Genomic DNA, 15,084 nt, shown 5'->3' on the forward strand with positions numbered 1-15,084 from the left:
ATCAGCGTTCCGCGTCGGTGCCGCGGTAGTACGGGCTCGAGAGATACTGTCGCAATGCAAAGCGGGTCAACACGCCGATCACCGCAGCCACCGGAACCGCCAGCAGCACGCCGACGAAGCCGAACAGGCTGCCACCGGCCAGCAGGGCGAACATCACCCAGACCGCATGCAGTCCGACCTTGTCGCCGACCAGCTTCGGGGTCAGGACATTGCCCTCCACCGCCTGTCCGAACAGGAAGATGCCGATCACGATGCCGACGCGCCAGAACTCATCGAACTGAAGCAGGGCCAGCCCGGTGCTGGCGACGAAGCCGAACAGGCTGCCGACATAGGGGATGAAGGACAGCAGCCCGGCCAGCAGGCCGATGACCAGCCCGAAATCGAGCCCGGCCAGCGACAGCGCGAGCGCGTAGAAGACGCCGAGGACGACGCAGACCAGCGCCTGCCCACGCACGAAACCCGACAGGGTGACGTTCACCTCGCGCGCCTGCTCGCGGATCGTCTCCGCATGCTGGCGCGGCAGCCACGAATCGACCTTCGCCACCATCAGGTCCCAGTCGCGCATCATGTAGAAGGCGACGATGGGGGTGATGAACAGCAGCGTCACGATGTCGAACACCGCCACCCCGCCGGACAGGATGCGGCTGACCACCCGCCCGACCATGCCGGCGACCTCGCCCGCATAAGTGCCGGCGGCGGCGCGCAGCCGCTCCACATCGTCGGCCGGCAGCCGGTGGATCAGCCGGTCGAGCGCCGGGATCAACCGCTCCTTCACCAGCGTGGCATAGGTCGGCAGCACCTCCAGCAGATGGGAGACCTGTCCCTGTACCAGCGGCAGCAGAAGCAGCGACACCAGCACCAGCGCCAGCAGGAAGGACAGCAGGACCAGCGTGGTGCCGAGCCAGCGCGGCAGCCTCACCGCCTCCAGCCGGTCGACCAGCGGGTCCAGCAGATAGGCGATGGCAAGCCCGGCCACGAAGGGCAGCATCATGTCGGCCAGCAGCCAGAGCGCCAGGATGAAGAGCCCCAGCCCGATCAGCCAGAAGCGGATCTGCTTGCTCTCCGTCACGGCACGCCGCCCAGCCGGTTGAACAGCAGGGCGCCGCGCCGCGCGTACAGCAGGCCGGACAGCAGCGTCGTCGCGGTACAGGCGTACACCAGCAGCTCCACCAGCTCCCACCCGTACAGATGGATGTCCGGCAGGCCGAGTGCCGGCGGCGCCAGTACGGCGGCGGCCAGCGCGATCTGCACCACCGTGTTCACCTTGCTGACATAGAGCGGCTGCATCGCCAGCGTCTCCTTCAGGGTGAACAGCAGGATGACGCCGCCGATGATCATGATGTCGCGGAACACCACCATCATCGCCAGCCACAGCGGGATCGCCCCCACCCAGGCCAGCGCGACATACACCCCGATGATCAGCGTCTTGTCCGCCAGCGGATCGAGATAGCCGCCCAGCACCGTACGCGCCCGGAACATGCGGGCGATGGCGCCGTCCAGCGCGTCGGACAGCCCGGCGGCGACGAACAGCCAGAAGGCCCAGTCCATCCTGCCGGTCAGGATCATGTACATCGCGGCCGGAACCGCCACGATGCGCAGGAAGGTGATGATGTTGGGAACGCTCACGGCACGCTCTTGGCCGGCAGCGTTCCGAGGTTGCGCGGCGGGGCGCCCATCACGGTGCCGGCCGTGCCCGCGTCGAGCGGCGCCGACGGCGCGAGGCTGGTCGGCGAAGCAGCCGGCGAGGCGCCGGAGGGACTTGCGCTGGTGGAGGCCGCGCCCGACCCGCGGGGCAGCAGCGTGACCTGCCAGTCGGCGGACGGCGCTGCCGACGGTGCCGGCAGGGGCGCGCCCGGATAGCCGGCGGAGACCGCCCCGGGAACAGCGGCAGTGCGCGCAAGGCCGAGATCCTGGCGGACCAGCGCCTGGGCCAACTGGTCGGGATCGCCGCGATGGGTCAGGGCGACCAACGCCTCGCTGCGGCTGATCGACACCAGGTTGGTGCGCGTCACCGCATGGACGCCGGCAAGCCGCTTGCGCGTCTCGACCCAGTCGTTCACCGCGCTCAGCGGCACGCGGACCAGGGTGGTCTGCTCCGGCCCGGTCGCGGTGGTGTGCTCGCGCCGCCACGAGTCGTCGAGCTGGGCGCCTACCGCGGCGACCGCACGGGTCATCAGGTCCTCGGGGCTGCTGCCCTTCACCTGCACGGTCTGGGCGTCGCGCGTGCCGTCCAGGCCGTAGCGCACGACCTCCACCGTCAGGCCGCGCGCCGGGTCGGGCCCGTTCGCCGGCAGATCGGTACGGGCAACCACGACTCCGCCGGCCTTGTAGGCCTGGGCGATGCGGGCCAGCGCCTCGGCGTTGCCGCCGACCGCATCCTCGCCGCTGATCGCCTGGGCATCCGACAGCTCGCCGTCCGGCACCACCAGCGGCACCAGCGAGGCGGCGGGCTGACGCGCCTCCCACGCCTCGCGCCAGGGGGTGCGGTCCTGCCACAGGATGATCCGGCCATCGGTCTGGGTCACCGGCAGGATCACGAAGGGTTGTGCCGGCGGCTCCACATACTGGGTGGCGCCGCCGCTCTGGCCGAGCGCGTCGCGCACCGCGTTGGGACGGAAGCGAACGGTGATGGCGCCGAGATAGCGGCTGGCCGACACCTTCTCCTCGTCGATCTCGAAGCCCTGGACCAGCCGTGCGATGTCGTTGTCCGACAGTCGCGGCGGGTTGCCGCCGCCGGGCACCAGGCGCCGGTACAGCTCGGCCCAGGCCTTCGCCTGCGCCTCGCGGATCGCCTGGTCGCGGACGGTGGTCGGGTTGCTGCCGTTGATGTCGACCCTCACCCCCGTCACGGCGAAGGGATCGGCGGCGGAGTTGGTGGCGGAAGCGGCGGCGGCCGGCGGCGGGGAACCGGTCTGCGCACCCGCCGGCCCGGCCATGGTCAGGACCAGGACGGTGGACATGGCAGCAAGACCGGCGAGGAGCGGCGCGCGGCGGCGGTGGAGCATTGCAAAGCCTTCCGATTCGAGTATGTTCGGCCCGAGCCCAAGGGCCGGTATATAGCTCAGCCCAAGCGAGGATACCATCAGCACCCAGTCCTATAACATGTCCGACGCCTACAAGCAGGCCGGTGTGGACATCGATGCGGGCAACGCGCTTGTCGAAGCGATCAAGCCGCTTGCCCGCTCCACCGCGCGTTCCGGCTCCGACGCGGGCCTGGGCGGCTTCGGCGCCCTGTTCGACCTGCGCGCCGCCGGCTACCAGGATCCGCTTCTGGTCGCGACGACCGACGGCGTCGGCACCAAGCTGAAGGTGGCGATCCTCGCCAACCGCCATGACACGGTCGGCATCGACCTCGTGGCGATGTGCGTGAACGACCTCGTGGTCCAGGGCGCGGAACCGCTGCTGTTCCTGGATTATTACGCCACCGGAAAGCTCGACGTGGCCGCCGGCCGCGACATCGTCGCCGGCATCGCCGAAGGCTGCCGTCAGGCCGGCTGCGCGCTGGTCGGCGGCGAGACCGCCGAAATGCCGGGCATGTACTCGGAGGGCGATTACGACCTCGCCGGCTTCTCCGTCGGCGCGGTGGAACGCCAGCATGCGCTGACCGGCTCGGCCGTCCAGGCGGGCGACGTGCTGCTCGGCCTCGCCTCGACCGGCGTGCATTCCAACGGCTATTCGCTGGTGCGCAAGCTGGTGGAGAAGTCCGGCCTCGGCTATGACGCCGCCTGCCCGTGGGATGCGTCGAAGACGCTGGGCGAGGCGCTGCTGACCCCCACCCGCATCTATGTGAAGAGCACGCTGAAGGCGGTGCGTGCCGGCACGGTCCGTGCCATGGCCCACATCACCGGCGGCGGCCTGATCGAGAACATCCCGCGCGTCCTGCCCGACGGGCTTGGCGTGACGCTCGACGCTTCCAGCTGGACGCTGCCCCCCGTCTTCTCCTGGCTGATGAAGACCGGCGGCATCGTGCCTTACGAGATGGCGCGCACCTTCAATGTCGGCCTCGGCATGGTCGTCGTGGTTCCGGCCGACAAGGCGGACGAAGCGGCCGATATCCTGCGCGAAGGCGGCGAGACGGTGTTCACCGTTGGCAGCGTCACCGCGCTGAAGGACGGCGACGCCCGCGTGACCGTCACCGGCATGGATGCGGCCTGGACTGCGTAAGGGACGCCTGAAGGTACGGTGATGAGCAAGCTGAAGCTCGGTGTTCTGATCTCGGGGCGCGGCAGCAACCTGCAGGCGTTGATCGACGCCTGCGCCGCGCCGGATTTCCCGGCCGAAATCGCCCTTGTGCTGTCGAACAAGGCCGACGCCTTCGGGCTGCAACGGGCATCGAAGGCCAGGATCGCCACCGCGGTTGTCGACCACCGCGATTATCCCGGCGACAAGCCGGCCTTCGAGGCGGCGATGGACGCCACGCTGCGGCAGGCCGGCGTCGGGCTGGTCTGCCTCGCCGGCTTCATGCGCCTGCTGTCGCCCTGGTTCGTCGGGCGCTGGCAGGATGCGCTGATCAACATCCATCCGTCGCTGTTGCCCTCCTTCAAGGGGCTGCACACGCATGAGCGGGCGCTTGCGACCGGCGTCCGTTTCCATGGCTGCACCGTGCATTACGTGCGGCCGGAGATGGACGACGGCCCGATCATCGCCCAGGCCGCCGTACCGGTCCTGCCCGGCGACGATGCCGACAGGCTGGCCGGGCGGGTGCTCGAAGCCGAGCATCTGCTCTATCCCCACGCCGTCCGCCTGGTCGCCGAAGGCCGCGCCCGAGTCGAGGGCGATCATGTGCGGATCGACGGTCCCGACCCGGACCTTGCGACCATGGTCAATCCGCCGCTTTAGGCTGGGTCGCCCCGTATCGCCTACCCCTCCGGTATAGTTGACGGTTCCGCTCGGAATCTGTTGCGTTTCCATGCGCCTGCGTCAAAATTGCGGGCAAAAGAAACCATTGGAGGATTAATCGAAATGGCAGCCGTCAGTCCCAACCCGGTCAGTGAGGAAACCGTCCGCGCGCATCAGGCGGGCTGGATCGCCTTCACCCAGTTCATGAAGCTCAGCATCGCCGGAGTCATCGCGGTGCTGGTGCTGCTGGCGATCTTTACACTGTAACGCTGAGTTTCGCGGCACTTTTGCCCCTCCCCATCCCTCCCCCGCTTCGCAGGGGAGGGGTCAGGAGCTTTGTGGAAATGCGGCGGCAGTCCCCTCTCCCGCAGTAGCGGGGGAGGGCTAGGGAGGGGGCAAAAGCGCTGCTGCCCCCTCAACTCTTGCCGGTCGATCACCCGGCCAGCATCTCCAGCGCCTTCTGCAGCTTGTCGCGGGCCTGGTCGGCGGCCTCGCGGCGGTCTCGCTGCTCCTCGATCACCTCTTCCGGAGCCTTGGCGACGAACTGCTCGTTCGACAGCTTGGCATCGATCTTCTTGATCTCGCCGGTCAGCTTGTCGATCTCCTTGGACAAGCGCGCCTTTTCCTTGTCGAGGTCGACGATGCCTTCCAGCGGCAGCACCAGGGTCGTCTCGTCGAGCACGGCCTGCACGCTGCTCTTGGGAACGTCGCCCTGCAGCGGTTCGACGCTCGACAGGCGGGCCATGCGCAGGATCAGGTCGCGATGGGTGTCGAGCCGTTGCAGGCTGATCCCGTTCGGATCCTTCAGCTTCAACTCGATCTGCGCCGCCGGCGGGACGTTCATTTCCGACCGCATCGACCGGACCGAGGTGATCAGCCGCACCACCCAATCCATCTCGTCGCGGGCCGCCGGATCGACGATGCCGGCGGCGAACTCCGGCCATTCCGCCGAGATCAGGCGGTTGGCGCGGGCCGGCGACAGCTGCTCCCACAACTCTTCGGTGATGAAGGGCATCAGCGGGTGCAGGATGTGCAGGATCTGGTCGAGCACCCAGGCGGTCGTCGCCCGCGTCTCCGCCTTCGCCGCCTCGTCGGACCCGGCCAGGATCGGCTTGGTGAACTCCATGTACCAGTCGCAGAAGCTGCCCCAGGTGAACTGGTAGGCGGCGCCGGCAGCCTCGTTGAACTTGTAGGCGTCGATCGACTCGGACACCTTCTTCGCCGCATCGGCAAGCGAACCGACGATCCAGCGGTTGACCGTCTGGGTCAGGCCGACCGGCTGGTATCCGGCGACCGGCTCGCAGCCGTTCATCTGGCAGTAGCGGGCAGCGTTCCACAGCTTGGTGGCGAAGTTGCGGTAGCCCTCGACCCGGTTCACCGCCAGCTTGATGTCGCGGCCCTGGGCCGCCATCGCCGACAGGGTGAAGCGCAACGCATCGGTGCCGTACTGGTCGATGATCTCCAGCGGGTCGATGACGTTGCCCTTCGACTTCGACATCTTCTGCCCCTTCTCGTCACGGACGAGGGCATGGATGTAGACGGTGCGGAAGGGCACATCCTTCATGAAGTGCAGTCCCATCATCATCATCCGGGCGACCCAGAAGAAGATGATGTCGAAGCCGGTCACCAGCACGTCGGTCGGGTAATAGCGGTCCAGCTCCGGCGTCTGGTCCGGCCAGCCGAGCGTCGAGAAGGGCCACAGCGCCGACGAGAACCAGGTGTCGAGCACGTCCTGGTCGCGCGTCAGCTCGACGTCCTTGCCATAATGCGTCGCCGCGGCGGCGCGCGCCTCCTCCTCCGTCTCCTCGACGAAGAAGGTGCCGTCCGGCCCGTACCAGGCCGGGATCTGATGGCCCCACCAGATCTGGCGGCTGATGCACCAGGGCTGGATGTTGCGCATCCATTCGAAATAGGTGTTCTCCCACTGCTTGGGCACGAACACCGTCTTGCCGGTTTCCACCGCCTCGATCGCCGGCTTGGCAAGCGTCGCGGCGTCGACATACCACTGGTCGGTCAGCCACGGCTCGATGGCGACGCCGGAGCGGTCGCCGTGCGGCACCATGTGGGTGTGCGGCTCGATCTTCTCCAGAAGCTCCAGCGCTTCCAGCTCGGCGACGATCTTCTTGCGCGCCTCGTAGCGGTCGAGCCCGCGATAGGCCTCGGGAACATTGTCGTTCAACCGGGCATCGCGGTCCATGATGTTGATCTGTTCGAGGCCGCAGCGCTTGCCGACCTCGAAGTCGTTGAAATCATGGGCCGGCGTGATCTTCACCGCACCGGATCCGGTCGCCGGGTCGGCATACTCGTCGCCGACGATGGGGATCAGACGGCCGACCAGCGGCAGGCGGACCATCCTGCCGATCAGATCCTTGTAACGCTCGTCCTCCGGATGCACCGCAACGCCGGTATCGCCCAGCATGGTTTCCGGACGGGTGGTGGCGACAGTGATGAAACGCCCCTCCTCCCCGTCGATGGGATAGCGGAAGTGCCAGAGGTTGCCCTTGATCTCCTTCTGCTCGACCTCGAGGTCGGAGATCGCGGTGTGCAGCTTGGGGTCCCAGTTGACCAGCCGCTTGTCCTTGTAGATCAGGCCCTGCCGGTGCAGCTCGACGAACACTTTGCGGACGGCGCGGCTCAGCCCTTCGTCCATGGTGAAGCGTTCGCGCGGCCAGTCGGGCGAGGCGCCCAGGCGGCGCAGCTGGCGGGTGATGGTGCCGCCCGATTCGGCCTTCCATTCCCACACCTTGTCGATGAAGGCGTCGCGGCCGAAATCATGGCGAGTCTTGCCGTCCTTCGCCAGGTTGCGCTCTACCACCATCTGGGTGGCGATGCCGGCATGGTCGGTGCCGGGCTGCCACAGCGCGTCGCGGCGGCGCATGCGGTTGTAGCGGGTCAGCACGTCCTGGATGGTGAAGGTCAGCGCATGGCCCATATGCAGGCTGCCGGTGACGTTCGGCGGCGGCATCATGATGGTGTAGGGCTTGCCGTTCGACCGCGGATCGGCGGCGAAGGCGCCCGACTCCTCCCACAGACGGTAATGCTTCTCCTCGACCTCGGCGGGCCGGTACGTCTTTTCCAACATCACCCGAACTTTCGCTTGAAACGTCTCAACCGGTTCTGACGACCATGCACCGGAATTCTAGAATTTCTGCGACCGGCGGATCATCCGGTCGATCTCCTGCTGGACCAGCCGCTCGACCACGGTCGGCAGATTCTCGTCGAGCCACTCCTTCAACAGCGGCTTCAGCAACTCGCGCACGACCTCCTCCACCGTGCGGATGCCGATGGGCATCGGACCGATCGACAAATCGTCGCCCAGCTCGCGCGCCAGATGGGTCAGGTGATGCGAGGCATCCTCCGCCGTGCGGCGGGAGATCAGCCCAGCATCGGGATCGGCACTGCGGCGGCGCGGACGCGGCGGCGGCGGCTCGTCATCCTCGAACTCGTCGAACACCGGCATCGGCCGGCGGGCTTGACGCGGCGGCGGCGGCGGTTCGGGGTCCGGCTCATTCCAGCGCGGCGGCGGGGCCGGCGGCTCGGGAAAGGCCGGCTCGTCCGGCCACGGCTCGGGTTCGGGTTGGCCGAAATCCGGTCGCTCGTCCGGCTCGTCCTCCACCATCTGGGTGAGTTCCAGAACGTCGTCGTCATCCTCGTCCACCATCGGCGGAGGAGGAGGAGGAGGCGGGGGCGGCGGTGGAGGAGGCGGGGGCGGAGGGGGTGGCGGCGATGGCGCCTGGGTTTCCGACTTGGCAGGCTCGCCGTCCTCGGAAATGATCCGCCGGATGGAGGCGAGGATTTCCTCCATCGAAGGTTCTTGCTGGCCCTTATCGCTCATCGTGGCAACCCGAGACGTCAACCTGACCCAAACCTAGGGCAGGACCGACAAAAAAGCCATAATACAAAAACGGCCCGCTTGCGCGGGCCGCTTCGTTCATTCGGTCACCGAAGTGCCCAACCATTTGCCCCGCGTCTTGTCGTAATTGGCTTGCGGGTCGTATTTCTGGACCGGGAGATTGAGCCGGTCGGCGGTCAATTGGCCGCTGGCCGACAGGACATTGAAGGCCGCGACCATTTCGTCGTGCTGGGCACGGACGAGATAGACACGGGCGTTCAGCAGTTCCTGCTCCTGGTTCAGCACGTCCAGCACGGTGCGCGACCCGACCTGGGCCTCCTGCCGGACGCCTTCCAGGGCGATCTGCGCCGCCTTGATCTGCGCCGAATAGGACTCGATGCTGGCGCGCGCGGTCTGCAGGGCCTGCCAGGCGCTGACCGCCGATTCGGTGACCTGGCGGCGGGTCTCCTCGATCTGCAGGCGGGCCTGGTTGGCCGTCTGCTTGGCCTCGCGCACCAGCGCTTCCGGCTGGCCGGCCTGATAGAGCGGGATGGTGACCTGGGCGGTGATCTGGGCGCTGTCGGAGCGGTTCAGGTCGACGCCCGAGGAACGGCCCGGATCGTAGGTGCGGCTGCCGGTGGCCGACAGGTTCACCGACGGCAGCAGGCGGCCGAACTGCTGGTCCACCGCCTCGCGCTGGGCCGCCTCGGTGTAGGAGGCGGACAGGACGTTCGGGTTGTTGGCGCGGGCCAGCTCGACCAGCTCGTCCAGGTTCTTCGGCAGGCGGAAGGCCGGCTTGGGCGCCTTCAGTTCGCCCGGGGCGGCGCCGACCAGACGCTCGTAGGTCGCGCGCGAGGCGCGCAGCGTGCCTTCCGCCGAGATCTTGGAGGCGATGGCGGCGGACAGGCGCGACTCGGACTGGCTGACATCGGTGCGGGTGTATTCGCCGACGCGGAAGCGGTCGCGGGCGGCGTCCAGCTGGCGGCGCAGAACCTGCTCGTTGTTGGTCTGCAACTGCAGGATGGCCTGGTTCTGGACGATGTCCAGGTAGGCCTGCGCCGCGGCGAGCAGCACCGACTGTTCCGACGCGATCAGGGTGGCGCGCTGCGCCTCGACCAGCCGTTCGGCACGGCGGACGGCCGGGGCGACGGTGGCGTCGTAGAGCGGCTGGGTGGCGGTGACGCCGACGGTCTTGGGATTGGCTTCCGACCCCGTCGAGCCGCCGTCGAACTTGCTCTCCCCCGTCGAGCGCGAGATGCCGGCGGTGACCCGCGCCGTCGGGCGGTAGCCGGACAGCGCCTGGGGCACGCCTTCGTCCACGGCACGCAGGCGGGCGCGCTGGGCGCCGATGGTCGGGTTGTTGGCATAGGCCTGGGCGAGGGCCTGCTCGAGCGACTGCGCCTGTGCCGCGCCGGAACCGCCGGTCAATGCCGTGGTCATGGTGGCGGTCAGGGTCAGGGCCGTCGCCAGCAGCCAGCGGCGCGCAAAACGGCTTTGCACGGTCATGTTCAGTAGACCTTCATGTTCGGGTCGATTCGGCGCGCCCACGCATCGACGCCGCCATCCAGGTTGATGGCACGGTCGAAGCCCTTGGAACGCAGCCACATGGTGACCTGCGCGCTGCGGCCACCGTGATGGCACACGACGACGACGTCGCGATCCTTCGGCAGCTCGTCCACGCGACCGGGAAGCCCGTTCATCGGGATGTGCAGGCTGCCGTCGATGGCGCACAGCGCAAACTCCCACGGCTCGCGCACATCGAGGAGGACCGTCCCGTCGCCGGCCTTGCGGCGGCGGTCCAGCTCTTCAACCTCGATCTCAAACGGCGCGGCCATGGATGCTCACTTTCGTGCAAGGGCGACGGCGACGGTAACGCAGAACCGCGCAGAGGTAAACTGCACGGTTCAGTTCAAAGCACCTTCGACCGGAAAAACCGGTCAGAACACGAAGGACGCCTTCTTCTCGAAGCCTGGCAGCGCGTGGGGCTGGGCCTCGAACAGGATGCGGCTCGACACCACGCCGGCGGTCCGCTGGAACAGGCGCGCTTCACCGACACCGTGGCCGCCCTGGACGACGGCGACGAGACGGCCATCCTCGGCCAGTTGCGCGGCCAGCGCGGCGGGAACCTCCGGCACGGTACCTTCGACGACGATGACGTCGTAAGGGGCGCCTTGGGCGTACCCCTCCGCCAGCGGGCCGGTGACGACCTTGGCGTTGGCGATGCCCTGCCCGGCCAGCGCGGCGGCGGCGGCGGCGGTCAGGTCCTCGTCGCAGTCGAGCCCGACCACCGACCGGGCCAGACGGGCCAGCACCGCGGTGGAGTAGCCGCCGGCGGCGCCGACATCGAGCACGCGGTCGGTTTCCTGCACGCCCACCGCCTGCAGCATGCGGGCGAAGACCATCGGCTCCAGCACGAAGCGGCCCTTGCCGATGGGAAGATCGTCGTCGACGTAAGCGACGCCACGCGCCGACTCAGGAACGAAGGCTTCGCGCGGAAGCTCCGACAGGACATCGACGAGACGATGGTCCGTCACCTTGTTGGGGCGGATCTGTCCCTCGACCATGAAATAGCGTGCGGCGGCGAAATCGGTCATGGCGGTCGCTTATTGATGTGTTGTGACGACACCGGCACCAAGCCGAACAGCGGACGGCTTCCTGCCATGGCGGTATATAGCCGGAAAGCCTTGGCGAACACAACGCCACAGGGGCACGGGACAGGCTCTGCGCGGCGTCGGCGGGAGGCTTTGCCGCAGACCGGAAAGCCGCAGACAGCCGGGCAGTGGAGGTCTGCGGGGGCGGCCGGCGGCGTCATCCGGCGCGACGAGCGAAAATGGTCACCATTCGCCTTGACCGCCCCGTTCGAGATCGCTATACCACCGCTCCACACCGAGGGCGCTCCGGAAACGGCGGCGCCAGTGCCGGTCAGGATGGCGCGGTGGCAGAGTGGTGATGCAGCGGACTGCAAATCCGTGTACGTGGGTTCGATTCCCGCCCGTGCCTCCATACCTGATCATATGACGGACCGCGACGTTTTTCCGTGCGATCCGTGACTGTGAAAGCCCCGCCCCTGGCGGGGCATTTTGCGTTTGGGGCTTGTTTTTGCTGCCGAAACGCCCGCCCTCCCTGCGTCCGAAAAGAAATGCGTTTTTCTCGCTGAATGGGCTTGGCAGCGCCGGATGGTTCCGCTATACACCCGCCACGCCAACAACGGCGGCCGCCGAAAGGCCGGTCACCGATCCCGGTTAGCTCAGTTGGTAGAGCAGCGGACTGTTAATCCGCTTGTCGCTGGTTCGAGTCCAGCACCGGGAGCCAGATCGAAAAGGCCGGATGCCCAGCGCATCCGGCCTTTTCTTCTTTCCGCCTTCTTCCGCCTTGACTGTGGCTCCTCAGTACCCAAATTCGGTTTAAAGCGGCCGGACTAGGACCGACGGACGGCGGCTAGACCCAAAAGACGATACAGACTTGCCGGAAGCGAAGTGCCGCGCGCCTTCGCATGGCGTTAGACTTAGACTTGATAACAATTCCGGGCCGAGCGATCGGCCGGGCGTCTCCAGCCGATGGAGGACCGCCGTGCTTTTGCCGATCCACTCCGAACGCTTCCATACCGCTCCGCCACTCAACGGCAACGGGTCGCACGAGTCCGGCGACCGGCCGGTACGGACCGTCGATTGCGTGACGGCGGTGCTGCTGTTCGCGGCGGCCGTCCTGCTCACCCTTCTGGCCTTCAGCGTCGATTGGACCGCGACGCTGCCCGATGCCAAACCGCAGGCCTACGAAAACACGCCGGTCATGGTGATCCCGCCTCACCCGCGATGAGATGGGCGCGCTGAGGTGGCCAGGATGAGATGGCCGCGTTGAAACGCGCCTATTCGACGAGATCGTCATAGATGTTGCCGGGATCGGCCGGATCGCCGCTGCCGGGGGCGACGGCCACCCGCTTCCACTCGCCACACCAATCCGTGGACAGGGTGATGGGGAAATCGCCCTCGGGGCTGCGCGGGGTCACCACCGGCGGATAACGCCGGCAGGTTCCCTTCGGCCCGCGCTGGCGGAGCCCCTGCCCTTCCCAAAAGCGGCAGGTGTAGCAGGTATCGAGTCGCTTCATCGCGGACCGGTCTCCTCATCATGTCCGACCGCTTGGCCGCCCGATCAACTGGCCCGATCGGTTGGCCCGATCAGCTGGATGGCGGCTTGCCCGGCCGCAGCGTGTCGGCGCATCTGGCGTAATACGCCTTGATGTCCGCGTCCAGAACCCTGCGGCGGCGGCCGTCCGCAGATTCCTCCGGCGCGTCGGTCAACCGCTGGAACTCCTGGACGGCGCGCTCCAGATCCTGTTCGCTGGTGATGGGCATGATCTCGCCTTTCCTTGTCATTTCCGGGCTCAGGACAGGACAACAGCCGGCGGCACCCGTATGTTTCCGCCCCGATGGTCAAGGGCGCGGCCAAGGCTGCGGCCGGGTCGAGATCGACCATGACGAGATGACCGCTTGATGCACCGCGACTCCAGAGCAATGTCATGCTCCTGTCACCCGAGTCGCGACGGACAAGGCTGCGCGGCGACGGGGTTTCCCTCGGGTCCTGCCTTGCCTGGGAGGGCGGCGTCATGCGGGTCGTCTCAACACCGGCCATCGGTAAATCGGGCCTGCCACGGTGGGCGGCCGGCATAGTTTTCCTCGTCCTGGCGCTGGCGCCCGGTCCGGCGCCGCTGGACGGATTTGCCCGGGCGGCGGAACCGGAACGGCTCGATCCGGAGCGGGTCGTGCGCTCCGTCGTCGGCATCCGCGCGGTGGTGCCGCCCGACAGCCAGAGCGCCCGCACCCTCGGCACCGGGCGCGAGGGCAGCGGCGTCGTCATCGACGGCTCCGGGCTGATCCTGACCATCGGCTATACCGTCATGGAGGCCTCCCAGATCGAGGTCACGGTGGCCGACGGTCGCCGCTATCCGGCCAACATGGTCGCCTATGACCCGGTCAGCGGCTTCGGCCTGCTGCGGGCGGAGATGGGATTCGCCGCCCCCTGGCTGCGGCTCGCCGATTCGGCGGCGGTGAAGGAGGGCGACACGCTGCTGGCGCTCAGCGGCGGCGACAATCGCGCGGCCGTCGCCGTGAAGCTGGTCAGCAAGCGCGAGTTCGCCGGCTATTGGGAATATCTGCTGGACGAGGCGCTGTTCACCTTCCCGCCGATCCGCGCCTTCAACGGCGCCGCCCTGGTCAACCGCGAGGGCCGGCTGGTCGGCGTCGGGTCGCTGCTGGTGATGGAGGCGGTGGAAGGGCGCGGCCTGCCCGGCAACCTGTTCGTTCCCATCTCGGCGCTGGAACCGATCCTGGCCGACCTGCTCGCCTACGGGCAGCGGCAGGAACCGGCGCGCCCCTGGCTGGGCGTGACCCTGCGCGAGGAGTTGGGACGGCTGATGGTGGAGAAGGTCTCGCCGCGCGGCCCCGCCGAGTCGGCCGGCCTGCGCCCCGGCGACTGGATCGTCGGGGTCGGCGGGCAGCGCTTCAGCGGGCTGGCGGATTTCTACCGCAAGCTCTGGGGCCTGGGGCCGGCCGGGATCGTCGTGCCGCTGGAGGTGATGCGCGGCACCACATTGACCCCGGTGCCGGTGCCGTCGGCCGACCGCGTGCGCTTCCTGCGTCTGAACCCGACCCTGTGAGCGGAAGGCTTGTGGCGCTCGTCCCGGCGGCGCACCCTGCCGGAAACCGCCACGCATCGGACACGGAAGGGAACCGCGCAGATCATGAACCATCCCGACATCGAGATCGTCGACAGGAAGACCGCGTACAAGGGATTTCTCACCGTCGACGTCTACCGTCTGCGCCACAGGAGATTCGACGGCACCTGGACCGACGTGTTGCCGCCGCGCGAGGTATGCGACCGCGGCCCGGCGGTGGCGGTGCTCCTCTACGATCCCGACCGCGAAGCGGTGGTGATGATCGAGCAGTTCCGCGTCGGTTCCGCGGCCGCCGGCGGACCGGCCTGGATGACCGAGATCGTCGCCGGCATGGTCGGTGCCGGCGAGACCCCCGAGGAGGTGGCCCGTCGCGAATCGATGGAGGAGGCCGGCTGCACCATCCGGGAGATCGAGCCGATCTGCGACTATTACGTCAGCCCGGGCGCCTTTACCGAGGTGGTTTCCGTCTTCTGCGGCCGGGTCGACAGCCGCGGCCTCGCCGCCACCGGCGGCCTGGAGGAGGAGCATGAGGACATCCGCATCCTCGTCCTGCCCGTCGACGAAGCCATCCGCATGATGGACGAGAACCGCCTGCGCAATTCCGTCGCCATCATCGCGGTCGGCTGGCTCGCCCGCCACCGCGATAGCCTGCGCGAACGCTGGCTGCCAGAGGGATGAGAGACGGGGGCCGCGGTGCGGCGGCCCTTCTTCCGGCCATATTCAACACTTCCAGATCGTTCAA

At 67.9% G+C, this 15,084-nt stretch carries 16 protein-coding genes and 2 tRNA genes; 8 read left to right on the forward strand and 10 right to left on the reverse strand.

Translation table 11 applies throughout. The features are described from left to right. Position 1 precedes the first annotated feature (1 nt). From ABMY26_RS21970 to ABMY26_RS21980, 3 genes are read right to left on the reverse strand one after another with little or no spacing between them, the layout of a single operon-like run. Entirely contained in the window at positions 2-1,069 is a 1,068-nt protein-coding gene (locus ABMY26_RS21970; protein WP_372396769.1) for an AI-2E family transporter, read from the reverse strand. Then, the gene (locus tag ABMY26_RS21975) at positions 1,066-1,626 is read right to left on the reverse strand and encodes a CDP-alcohol phosphatidyltransferase family protein (RefSeq protein WP_372396770.1); all 561 of its coding nucleotides are present in this window, start codon (positions 1,624-1,626) and stop codon (positions 1,066-1,068) included. Before ABMY26_RS21975 ends, ABMY26_RS21970 begins: the two co-directional genes overlap by 4 nt. After that, positions 1,623-2,960, reverse strand: coding sequence for a DUF2066 domain-containing protein (locus ABMY26_RS21980; RefSeq protein WP_372396771.1), 1,338 nt, complete (start codon positions 2,958-2,960; stop codon positions 1,623-1,625). The genes ABMY26_RS21975 and ABMY26_RS21980 overlap by 4 nt, the downstream gene beginning before the upstream one ends. A 142-nt stretch (positions 2,961-3,102) precedes the next feature. On the opposite strand from ABMY26_RS21980, the gene purM reads away from it, so the two are divergent. From purM to ABMY26_RS21995, 3 genes are all read left to right on the forward strand, one after another. Further along, positions 3,103-4,164, forward strand: a complete 1,062-nt coding sequence (gene purM, locus ABMY26_RS21985; RefSeq protein ID WP_372396772.1) for a phosphoribosylformylglycinamidine cyclo-ligase — start codon at positions 3,103-3,105, stop codon at positions 4,162-4,164. A 21-nt stretch (positions 4,165-4,185) separates the two neighbouring features. Then, positions 4,186-4,839: a phosphoribosylglycinamide formyltransferase gene (purN, locus tag ABMY26_RS21990; RefSeq protein ID WP_372396773.1), complete on the forward strand. Its 654-nt coding sequence runs from the start codon at positions 4,186-4,188 to the stop codon at positions 4,837-4,839. A 123-nt stretch (positions 4,840-4,962) separates the two neighbouring features. Further along, positions 4,963-5,106 carry a hypothetical protein gene (locus ABMY26_RS21995; RefSeq protein WP_158511063.1) on the forward strand — a complete coding sequence of 48 codons (144 nt, stop codon included), beginning with the start codon at positions 4,963-4,965 and terminating at the stop codon, positions 5,104-5,106. A gap of 166 nt (positions 5,107-5,272) precedes the next feature. Here the strand turns inward: ABMY26_RS21995 and ABMY26_RS22000 are convergent, their stop codons facing one another. The 5 genes from ABMY26_RS22000 to ABMY26_RS22020 form a co-directional block, all read right to left on the reverse strand. Further along, positions 5,273-7,921 carry a valine--tRNA ligase gene (locus ABMY26_RS22000; protein WP_372396774.1) on the reverse strand — a complete coding sequence of 883 codons (2,649 nt, stop codon included), beginning with the start codon at positions 7,919-7,921 and terminating at the stop codon, positions 5,273-5,275. Between the two features lie 57 nt (positions 7,922-7,978). After that, positions 7,979-8,674 (reverse strand): DUF2497 domain-containing protein, encoded by a 696-nt coding sequence (locus tag ABMY26_RS22005; protein WP_372396775.1) that lies wholly within the window; start codon positions 8,672-8,674, stop codon positions 7,979-7,981. A gap of 96 nt (positions 8,675-8,770) precedes the next feature. After that, positions 8,771-10,177 (reverse strand): TolC family outer membrane protein, encoded by a 1,407-nt coding sequence (locus tag ABMY26_RS22010; RefSeq protein WP_372396776.1) that lies wholly within the window; start codon positions 10,175-10,177, stop codon positions 8,771-8,773. A gap of 2 nt (positions 10,178-10,179) precedes the next feature. Beyond that, positions 10,180-10,506: a rhodanese-like domain-containing protein gene (locus tag ABMY26_RS22015; protein ID WP_372396777.1), complete on the reverse strand. Its 327-nt coding sequence runs from the start codon at positions 10,504-10,506 to the stop codon at positions 10,180-10,182. A gap of 102 nt (positions 10,507-10,608) precedes the next feature. Further along, the gene (locus ABMY26_RS22020; RefSeq protein ID WP_372396778.1) at positions 10,609-11,265 is read right to left on the reverse strand and encodes a protein-L-isoaspartate O-methyltransferase; all 657 of its coding nucleotides are present in this window, start codon (positions 11,263-11,265) and stop codon (positions 10,609-10,611) included. 335 nt (positions 11,266-11,600) lie between these two features. Here ABMY26_RS22020 and ABMY26_RS22025 point away from each other — a divergent pair. The 3 genes from ABMY26_RS22025 to ABMY26_RS22035 all read left to right on the forward strand — a co-directional run bounded on the left by ABMY26_RS22025 (position 11,601) and on the right by ABMY26_RS22035 (position 12,487). After that, positions 11,601-11,674 (forward strand) — tRNA-Cys (locus tag ABMY26_RS22025). 233 nt (positions 11,675-11,907) lie between these two features. Beyond that, positions 11,908-11,983, forward strand: a tRNA-Asn gene (locus ABMY26_RS22030). 258 nt (positions 11,984-12,241) lie between these two features. Continuing rightward, a complete protein-coding gene (locus tag ABMY26_RS22035; protein WP_372396779.1) occupies positions 12,242-12,487 on the forward strand; it encodes a hypothetical protein in 246 nt (81 codons plus the stop codon). 49 nt (positions 12,488-12,536) lie between these two features. On the opposite strand, the gene ABMY26_RS22040 is transcribed toward ABMY26_RS22035, so the two are convergent. Beyond that, positions 12,537-12,776, reverse strand: a complete 240-nt coding sequence (locus tag ABMY26_RS22040; RefSeq protein WP_372396780.1) for a hypothetical protein — start codon at positions 12,774-12,776, stop codon at positions 12,537-12,539. Positions 12,777-12,846: 70 nt separating this feature from the next. After that, on the reverse strand, positions 12,847-13,023 hold the full coding sequence (locus ABMY26_RS22045; RefSeq protein ID WP_167543374.1) for a hypothetical protein: 177 nt from the start codon (positions 13,021-13,023) through the stop codon (positions 12,847-12,849). 251 nt (positions 13,024-13,274) lie between these two features. On the opposite strand from ABMY26_RS22045, the gene ABMY26_RS22050 reads away from it, so the two are divergent. Together ABMY26_RS22050 and ABMY26_RS22055 are read left to right on the forward strand one after the other, a co-directional pair. Then, entirely contained in the window at positions 13,275-14,324 is a 1,050-nt protein-coding gene (locus ABMY26_RS22050; RefSeq protein WP_372396781.1) for a S1C family serine protease, read from the forward strand. Between the two features lie 84 nt (positions 14,325-14,408). Further along, positions 14,409-15,020 (forward strand): NUDIX domain-containing protein, encoded by a 612-nt coding sequence (locus tag ABMY26_RS22055; RefSeq protein ID WP_372396782.1) that lies wholly within the window; start codon positions 14,409-14,411, stop codon positions 15,018-15,020. Positions 15,021-15,084 lie beyond the last annotated feature (64 nt).

It is taken from the genome of Azospirillum sp. HJ39 (genome assembly GCF_041507355.1).
Lineage (GTDB): Bacteria > Pseudomonadota > Alphaproteobacteria > Azospirillales > Azospirillaceae > Azospirillum > Azospirillum thiophilum.

Coding starts and splice junctions, on each gene's coding strand:
- ABMY26_RS22010 (WP_372396776.1), bottom strand. CDS start 10,177: ATGACCGTGCAAAGCCGTTTTGCGCGCCGCTGGCTGCTGGCGACGGCC.
- purM (WP_372396772.1), top strand. CDS start 3,103: ATGTCCGACGCCTACAAGCAGGCCGGTGTGGACATCGATGCGGGCAAC.
- ABMY26_RS22015 (WP_372396777.1), bottom strand. CDS start 10,506: ATGGCCGCGCCGTTTGAGATCGAGGTTGAAGAGCTGGACCGCCGCCGC.
- ABMY26_RS22000 (WP_372396774.1), bottom strand. CDS start 7,921: ATGTTGGAAAAGACGTACCGGCCCGCCGAGGTCGAGGAGAAGCATTAC.
- ABMY26_RS22050 (WP_372396781.1), top strand. CDS start 13,275: ATGCGGGTCGTCTCAACACCGGCCATCGGTAAATCGGGCCTGCCACGG.
- ABMY26_RS21995 (WP_158511063.1), top strand. CDS start 4,963: ATGGCAGCCGTCAGTCCCAACCCGGTCAGTGAGGAAACCGTCCGCGCG.
- ABMY26_RS22005 (WP_372396775.1), bottom strand. CDS start 8,674: ATGAGCGATAAGGGCCAGCAAGAACCTTCGATGGAGGAAATCCTCGCC.
- ABMY26_RS22055 (WP_372396782.1), top strand. CDS start 14,409: ATGAACCATCCCGACATCGAGATCGTCGACAGGAAGACCGCGTACAAG.
- ABMY26_RS22045 (WP_167543374.1), bottom strand. CDS start 13,023: ATGCCCATCACCAGCGAACAGGATCTGGAGCGCGCCGTCCAGGAGTTC.
- ABMY26_RS22040 (WP_372396780.1), bottom strand. CDS start 12,776: ATGAAGCGACTCGATACCTGCTACACCTGCCGCTTTTGGGAAGGGCAG.
- purN (WP_372396773.1), top strand. CDS start 4,186: ATGAGCAAGCTGAAGCTCGGTGTTCTGATCTCGGGGCGCGGCAGCAAC.
- ABMY26_RS21980 (WP_372396771.1), bottom strand. CDS start 2,960: ATGTCCACCGTCCTGGTCCTGACCATGGCCGGGCCGGCGGGTGCGCAG.
- ABMY26_RS22020 (WP_372396778.1), bottom strand. CDS start 11,265: ATGACCGATTTCGCCGCCGCACGCTATTTCATGGTCGAGGGACAGATC.